4 protein-coding genes are annotated in these 8,548 nt (G+C 42.4%); 1 reads left to right on the forward strand and 3 read right to left on the reverse strand.

Features of this window, described 5'->3' with window-relative positions; all coding sequences use genetic code 11:
• Window positions 1-72: 72 nt before the first annotated feature.
• The 3 genes from V7K30_RS09170 to V7K30_RS09180 form a co-directional block, all read right to left on the reverse strand.
• Window positions 73-6,075: a trifunctional serine/threonine-protein kinase/ATP-binding protein/sensor histidine kinase gene (locus V7K30_RS09170; protein WP_334998779.1), complete on the reverse strand. Its 6,003-nt coding sequence runs from the start codon at window positions 6,073-6,075 to the stop codon at window positions 73-75.
• A gap of 309 nt (window positions 6,076-6,384) precedes the next feature.
• Window positions 6,385-6,564, reverse strand: a complete 180-nt coding sequence (locus tag V7K30_RS09175; RefSeq protein WP_334998780.1) for a hypothetical protein — start codon at window positions 6,562-6,564, stop codon at window positions 6,385-6,387.
• Between the two features lie 395 nt (window positions 6,565-6,959).
• A complete protein-coding gene (locus V7K30_RS09180; protein ID WP_334998781.1) occupies window positions 6,960-7,112 on the reverse strand; it encodes a hypothetical protein in 153 nt (50 codons plus the stop codon).
• A gap of 102 nt (window positions 7,113-7,214) precedes the next feature.
• Here V7K30_RS09180 and V7K30_RS09185 point away from each other — a divergent pair, with 102 nt between their 5' ends.
• Entirely contained in the window at window positions 7,215-8,045 is an 831-nt protein-coding gene (locus tag V7K30_RS09185; RefSeq protein WP_334998782.1) for a peptidoglycan-binding domain-containing protein, read from the forward strand.
• Window positions 8,046-8,548: the final 503 nt, after the last annotated feature.

The raw sequence follows: 8,548 nt of genomic DNA on the forward strand, positions 1-8,548 counted from the left end.
TTTTTCTTCGTTCCCATACAGAGCATGAGAACAAGAGAAATTTGACATGATTATATATTTAGGGTTTAACTCTCAGTGAGTTTTAACCGCAATAGGAAGCACTATTGTAAACTCTGTTCCTTGTCCTAGAACTGAATCCACCTTGAGCGTTCCCCCATGTCGCTCGACGACAACTTGTTGAGCGATCGCTAATCCTAAACCTGTTCCTTGACCCACGGACTTAGTGGTGAACAGATAATCAAATACCCGTTGCTTCACCTCTTCACTCATTCCGACACCGTTATCTGCAATCCGAATCAAAACTTGCTGTCCATCTTCAGCCAGACGAGTTTGAATTATAATCTGATGGGGGTTTACTTGAATATTTGCTAAATTGCGCTGACGATGAGACTCTTCTAATGCATCGATCGCATTTGCTAGCAGATTCATAAATACCTGGTTTAGCTGGCCTGCAAAGCATTCTACTTCAGGTAAATTGCCATAGTCCCTCACCACCTCAATTGTGGGGTGATTTTCATGAGGTTTTAGGCGGTGTTTAAGAATTAAGATGGTGCTGTCTATGCCATCGTGGAGGTTGAAAGGAACTTTGTAATCCTTATCAAACCTGGAGAAAGTGCGGAGGCTAGTACTAATCTCATGGATACGATTGACTCCTAGCTTCATTGAGTCGATTAATTTGGGCAAATCTTCGCGTATATACTCCAGATCAATTGCCTTGATTTCATCTTCCAACTCCTGTCCTGGATTGGGTAACTTTTCTTGATATAGATTAATTAGCCCAAACAAGTCTTGCACATAATCTTCAGCCGGTTTAAGGTTGCCAGCAATAAAGCCAATGGGATTGTTAATTTCATGGGCAACTCCTGCAACGAGGTTCCCCAGTGCTGACATCTTCTCATTTTGGACTAACTGAAGTTGGGTTTCTTGGAGATGCTGGAGTGTTTGTTCTAGTTGGGTTGCCTGTTGGCGAGTTTTGATTAGTAAATCTGTCTGCTGGAGTGCAACCCCCATTTGTGCAGCAATTTGTTGGGCAAATTGAATCTCGGAGGTTTGCCAGTCACGAGGTTGATCACATTGGTGAATACAAAGCAGTCCCCAAAGTTCGTTGTCTTGCATAATTGGCACAACCAGCGACGCTCTGATATTGAATTGCTCCAAAATCACCCGATGGCAGTCTAGCACGGGAGATGTTTGTAAGTCTGGCATTGCACAGAAGCGTCCCTGTTTATATAAGGTTGCGTAGTTCTCGCCAAAGCAATGATCTTGAATTTCGACAGCCAAGGCCGAAGGAAATGCAGGTAGTACATCTTCGGCAATAAACTCGCCGTATTCGTACCCTGATTCGAGATGAAACTGATAGATTCCTACCCGATCAGCGTTCAGAATGGGACGAATATTCTGAGTAACTGCACAGAAAATAGCATCCAAGTCTAAAGACTCTCGCATCTGGGTAACAACATTAAATAAGGTCTTTTGTTGTGCGAGCGATCGCTCCAACTGTTGAGCATAAGTCTGCGCTTGCTGATAAAGGCGGGCATTTTCCAGAGCGATCGCGGCTTGAGTGCAAAGCAGATTCAGAATTTCGACGCGATCGCTTGTAAACACCCCAGTGGTAAGTCTATTCTCCAAATACAAAATTCCCAACAGTTTGCCTTGATGAATAATCGGTGTACACAACAAACTCTTTGGTTGTTGACGAATGATGTAGTCATCAGCCATCAATAAAGGATGGGTAGTTGGATTGATAATAGTCGAGGGTTTGCAGGTACGTTTAACGTTATTGATCAGTGAAATAGGCACATCCTGTGAGTCTTCCAGCGGCAACGATTGCATTACTGTTGATGACTGTCCAACTGTAGTAATTGCCTCAACTAGCAACCGTTCTTTTTCAAGTAACAGCAATACACATTTATCTGCTCCAGCATTTTCAATCACTACATTCAGCAATGTCGAAAGCAGCTTTTCCAGCTGAATTTCACTAGAGAGAGTCTGGGAAGCTTTGAGAAGGGTTGCTAGATCGAGTGCAACTGACACACCACTGCTGGCAGATGTCGTAGAGTTGGCATAATTTAAGTTTAAAGTGCCGTGATCATCTGAGCTAATTATGACATCAGCCACCATCTGTATTTTGTCTTGTTGCAAAATGGGAGCTAAAAGATACGAATAATCTCGTTCTAAATCCTCAACCTTGGCTTTCGCTCCCCAACGAGCATAGGCATAGTAGGCGTTGAGTAAATAATCCTGAGCAAGTCGCTCTTTGCCCCATCCCAAATAAAATCGCGCCGCGAGTTCGTTGGCTAGAGCTTCTTCATTAAGGTATTGATTTTCCTGAGCTAAAGCAATGGCAAGATCATAATATTCAACCGCCTCAACTTTATTGCCCAGAATGCGATGCCGTTCCGCTTCCACTAAATAATACTTGTGCAGGTGATTTGCTGGGATATAGCCAGCCCATTTTTTAATGTTTTCCTGGTTAGCAATTACCCGTTGCTGAATGGATTGTTGTTCTGCTTGAGAAACTTCAGAATAGATAGCTAAATGTGCCAGAGAGTCATAGGTGTGGAAAACTGGAACTAGGAATAATCCTGTAGCACTACCCAAGTAGTTTTTGATAGCGATCGCAGCTTCAACCGCTAGCTCAAACTTGCCAAATGTATAGCAGAGGACTAGTTTGCTGAGGTAGAAATAGCACAGTGCCGTTTGATCGCCTGAGCGCTGGAGGATTGGCAACATTTGCTCTTGATCGAAGGCATTGCCAATCAGTTGCCATGCTTCAGCAGCATCACCGATTAAATTCAAAATCGCTTGCTGAAAAATAGTTAGATGACTGAGAAGTCCTTCCTGTTTGAGGTGAGTCAGTTGATCGCGGAAGGCAACACTTTCCCGGCTGAGATCGCCCAGTTCTTTGCCGACAAACCAAGAATGGATGACGTAAAGGAATGCACAAATGGTAGCTGATTCTAAATCTCCCGTTTCCAGCCCACTTTGATAGCCTTCTCTGAGAAACACTAAGGTGTTCTGGAGTGGCTGTTTCCAGTGCCATATACCACACTGAACTCCGAGATGGGTTCTAGCTTTCATTTCTTTGGCATTCAACCGTTCGAGCAACAAGTACGCCAGTTGTCCAAACTGATAGCCAGACTCAATGTCTCCGATCGCCCCACATAGCATCAGTCCGTAGTAAGCATAGCCATTTGCTGAGTATGAGATATTGCCATATTGAAGCGATAAATTCACCTGCTCAAGAATAATAAATGGTAAAAGAGATGGGGCGACAACATAGGCAGAAGAAGAGACATTTGTCAGAATCCTGATGGCGGCGATCTTTTTAGGCTCAGTCATCTGGGGTAGAGCGATTAAATCTAATGGCTGCCTACCTGCCAAGATGGAGTTAGTTGCCGCACACGCCTGGGCAATATCCGATTCGCTAGGTTGCTGGGGAAAACTGATTCCGAGACACTCCAAAATCTTCAAGGCAATTTGCACTGCCTCTAGAAATTGATGTTGGGCTTGAGCCGCTTGAATTTTGATTTCATAGACTTTGACTGTATCCAACAGGGTGCTGGCGTGTTCTAAAATGACTGCCGCAAATTGTGGCATCTGCTCTAGATTGCCGCTCAAATAAGCAACCTCGGTAGCCGCTTCATAAAGTGCCAGAGTTAGCTGATATTGTGTTTGCCATCCTTCCTGAGCCAGCAAGGCAATGCCTGTGCGAAGATACTCAAATGCTGCTGTGTATGCAGTTGCGGCTCTTGCTTTTTGTCCAGCTTGCAGATTTAGTTGGGCAAGTTCAGTCTGCTGCGATCGCTCACTAATCAAATTTTTGCCAATATTAAACTGGTTGACAATTTCAAAAAGCTTTTCGTCTTGCTGTGCCAGGGTTGTATTCTTCAGCAGTAGTTGCCCAATTTTTAGGTGAGTTGCTTGTTTTTGCTCCTCTGGGATGAGAGAATAGGCGGCTTGTTGGACGCGATCGTGCAGAAATTTGTAATTGGGTAATTGGTCATTAGTTATTGGTAATTGGGATGATTCACTGCCATTACCGGAGTTCTGGAAAAACTTATAAATTTCACTAGTTGGTAAAATCAATCCCTCTTGCAGCGCTCTCCACAAGTCTACGGCGGTTTCATCTGGGGATTTTTCATAGACAATAGCAAGGGTTGCCAGGTCAAAAGAGTTACCAATGCAGGCAGCTAGTTTTAAGACACATTGGGTGGAAGTAGGCAACTTCTGGATTTGATGCGCCATGAACTCGACAACATCATCGGTGAGCGTCAGTCCTTGAATTTGAGTGATATCCCCTTGCCAATATCCTTTCTGAATATCAAAGGTAATCCATCCCTCTTCATATAATGCCTTGAGCAACTGCGTGATGAAAAAAGGATTGCCCTTAGTTTTCCGATATACCAATTCCGTCAACGGTGCTGCTAGTGCTGGTGGACAACTAAGGGTATCGGCAATCAAATGGTTGAGTTCAGATAGCTTGAGGGGAGTTAGGGTGATAGTGTTAATTACCGCTCCAGTTTTGCCAATGTCCTTCAATACCAGCATTAGTGGATGAGCAGGGGAGACTTCATTATCTCGGTAAGCACCAATGAGCAACAGATAGCCCGTATCTGTCTCACTCATCAGCAGTTGCATCAGATCCAGTGATGCAGAGTCTGCCCATTGCAAATCATCCAAAAAAATCACCAGGGGATGCTCTGGGGTTGTGAGTACCTGAATAAACTTTTGGAAGAGCAGATTGAAGCGATTTTGAGCTGCACTCCCTGAGAGTTCAGGCGTAGGAGGTTGCTTGCCAATAATCTGTTCGAGTTCAGGAATTACCTCAATAATCACCTGCCCGTTCTCACCCAAAGCCAAGAGAATTTTCGTCTGCCATTGCTCCAGTTGGGCATCTGTTTCAGTCAGCAGTTGCGCCATCAAGTCTCGTAATGCCAGGACAAACGCCGAAAAAGGAACATTGCGCCCAAACTGGTCGAATTTACCTTTGATGAAATAACCTCTCTGCCGGACAATCGGCTTATGGACTTCATTGACGATCGCTGTTTTGCCGATACCAGAGAAGCCCACTACTAACATGATTTCTCTACTACCACCACTGATGCGGTCAAAGGCTTGCAGTAGAGTAGCTACTTCGGTTTCACGACCATAAAGTTTTTCTGGGATGAGGAAGCGATCGCACACATCCCGTTGGGCAATTGGGAAACTTTCAATCTTACCCGTTTCCTGGAGTTGAGCCAAACAAATTTCTAAATCATATTTCAGCCCTAATGCACTTTGATAGCGGTCTTCAGCATTTTTCGCCATCAATTTCATCACAATATCTGAAATCACCTGCGGAATTTCTTCTTCTTTCCTGCCTCTTAATTGATCTGGTTGTTTAGCAATATGACAATGAATCAGTTCCATCGGGTCATTAGATTGGAAGGGCAGTTGACCCGTAAGTAATTCAAAAAAAGTCACCCCTAACGAGTAAAAATCACTGCGATAGTCAATACCCCGGTTCATTCGTCCAGTTTGTTCTGGAGAAAGGTAAGCGAGGGTACCTTCCAAGACCTGGAGATTTTTAATTTCCTGGGTTTCTCTGGGCAATAGGGAGGCAATGCTGAAGTCAATCAGTTTAACTTGTTTTGTCTCTGGATGAATGACGATATTGGCAGGCTTGATATCTTTGTGAATTACCCGGTGCTGATAGAGTCCGTTGAGAATGTCAGCTAGATGAATGGCGATCGCCAGAAATTCACTTAGTTGTAGTGGCTGTATTTTAGTATATTGCCAAAGTGAAATGCCTCCAAAATCTTGCATCACTAGTGCATAGCTATTGCGATACGTTTCTAGACTGTAGGGTTGAACTACACCCGGTAAGTCAAGATTTTTGGTGATTGTGTACTGATTGCGGAACTGCAACAGTTCGCTAAAGGATGGGTAATCACGTTTGAGGTATTTGATGATTACAGGTCGCAGGTCTATATCTCGAATACCTCGATAGACAATAGTCCTAGAACTGAAGTAAAGTTGCTCAACAACTTGATATCCTTCAATTACAACTGTCCAATCTAGTTCTATTGTCATATACGCTGACCTCATCTCAACAATTTTTTCTCAATGGCTCTAATAATTAAGTATTCCCAATAAACAGTTTTTCGTAACACAAAAACTTATTTTTTTTGCCCAAAAAATATTATTGTAATTTTTTGATTTAAATTAGTTATTTCTTGTATTTTTGTAGTAAAAAAGCTATGATAATAAATAAATAGTTAGAGATAAATACGCACATAAATTATGAAAATCTAACAAGCTTATTAATTAAAAATAAATTTATAGTTAAGTTTATGGATAAAGTAAAAAAGCTAATACTAGGTCAATACGCTTGGGTTAAGGCTAAAAACTAAAACTGATGTAGGTTGGGGAGCCAGTGCGTTGCGGGGGTTCCAAGAGTTGTAGCAACTGGCGTTTGAGGAACGAAACCCAACAAAGTCCTAAGGATGTTGGGTTTTGCTGTTGCTCAACCCAACCTACTTTTCTTCTTAACCCAAGCGTATTGAATAAGCTGTTCGTCATCTAGTTTTACAAGGCAATCTAAAGCAGCAAACGGTTTCAGGCGCTAAATTATCAAATTTAGATGCGCGTCAGCTTACTAGGTAACGTTGTGGCGCGGTTGGGGCTTACGGCAGTAGTTGGGAGAAATTGAGCCTATTCTTCGCAATAGCGGTACTCAGTCAGTAATGGCTTGCAAAAATCATGCAAATATATCTGGCGATTATAAATTGCGCCAAAGCTAGGGATATTTTTACAAAAGTTAGATGCACCCTTGTTAAATGGTAGAAAAGTCAAAATTTGACTACTGCTTTAAGAACGAGCATTTTTTAAAAAATGAATCAACTGCGAAATTCTGCCGGATAAAGTTTTTGGTAAATTAGTTTTCTGCCCGTTTGATAAAAGTTGGATTAGATCGGCTAACATGGCAACTTTCTTTTACAAACGTGGCAAAATAGCGATCGCCCAAGTACGGAGAGCCGCTTGCAAGCTGGTGTAAAGGAAACATTGCGTAGTATCATCATCATTAGTTGAGAATAAGCGATCGCGATCGCCCACCAAGACTTAACCATCTTTCTTTTTCCCGGTGTGTAGCCGCCTACGCCGAACCTTTTAAAGAGTTGCAGCTTGTCGTCACACATCGCTTAACTTTTGGAACGCCTTGCAAACAAGACATGTTAGATTTGTTTATTTCTACTTACTTAGTTTTTGTAAAACAAGATACATTAAATGGTAGTTTAGTAGCAAAGGAACCAAAAAGTATGGCCGTTAGTAGCCCTGAAGCCATTCGTCATATATTGATCGGGCTGGGATATCTAGCTCCTGAGATAGATCCTAAGCCGGATCTGACTAAATTTGCTCCCTGGAAGCGGAATAACACCTCCTTGACAGATGATCCTACTGAAGAAGCAATTAAAAAGTTTCAGAAACAGTACTCACAAAAGCTTGCGGTTAATGGGAACGCTGATTCCGAGACTCGAAGTGTAATGGAAGATACAGTCATCGGGCTTCAGAATAGATTGAAGTTTCACGGTTTTGCAACCAATGCCGAAATTCCTCAAGACTTGCCTTTTTATGGGCCAGCCACTTATACAGCAGTCAAGAAATTTCAGAAATCTCAGGGTTTAACTGAAAATGGCATTGCCACTATTGAACAGCGTCAAATTCTACAGCAGCCTACTCTAACAAATAAGCCCCAGCCGCAGCCCCAGTCACAACTCAAGCTGATAGATTTGTGCTTCCAATTCAAAAAGAATCCTCAAAATCCTTCTTACATCGCAGCCCTAAATAACTTACAACAAAATCTACCCAAGGACGTTTTATACAAAGTTACTAACAAATGGAGGGGGACAAATGATCAAAATCCTGAGATTGTCAAGCTGACGAATGTGTTCATTTATTATGATGACAACAATCAAAACCATCGTGATGCCCTAAATCACTTACAAAGTCAGATTACCCCAGCCATATATAAAGAATTTATTAGTCTCTGGAATAAGAAGTGAAATATCTACCACTGACTTGCGTTGCATTAGTGGTGGCTTTTCGGTCTTAGAGGATGTTTTAAAAGTCCCCTTGTCGGTATCAAAACGTTCTAGATCCCTCTAAATCCCCCGATAAATTGGGGGACTTTGATTCCGGTTCTCCCCTTAAAAAGGGGGGTTAGGGGGGATCAATTAAGTGCCTAAAATCACAGCCAAACACTTTTCAAACATCCCCTTAAAGTGAGTTCGACAAACCTCTCCCTGTCTTGAACATAATTAGTCATAGGTGGAATCGGCAATTGAAACTGGTTTTACCTCAGCCAATGCCTCATGGCTGAGGTAAAAATTTCCTCATTAGACCTCTTGCATAAATCAAAAATTAAGAACCCCACCCCGCATTTGCTAACGCAAACGCTACCCTCCCTGCAAGCGGCTATCCATTACCCGGATCTTTCTTAACAAACAGATAAAATACTTAAAATTAAAGCGAAACGGTTGATAGGTATAGTTTTGAGGGGAAGTAG

Source organism: Nostoc sp., from assembly GCF_036917655.1.
Classification (GTDB): domain Bacteria; phylum Cyanobacteriota; class Cyanobacteriia; order Cyanobacteriales; family Nostocaceae; genus Nostoc.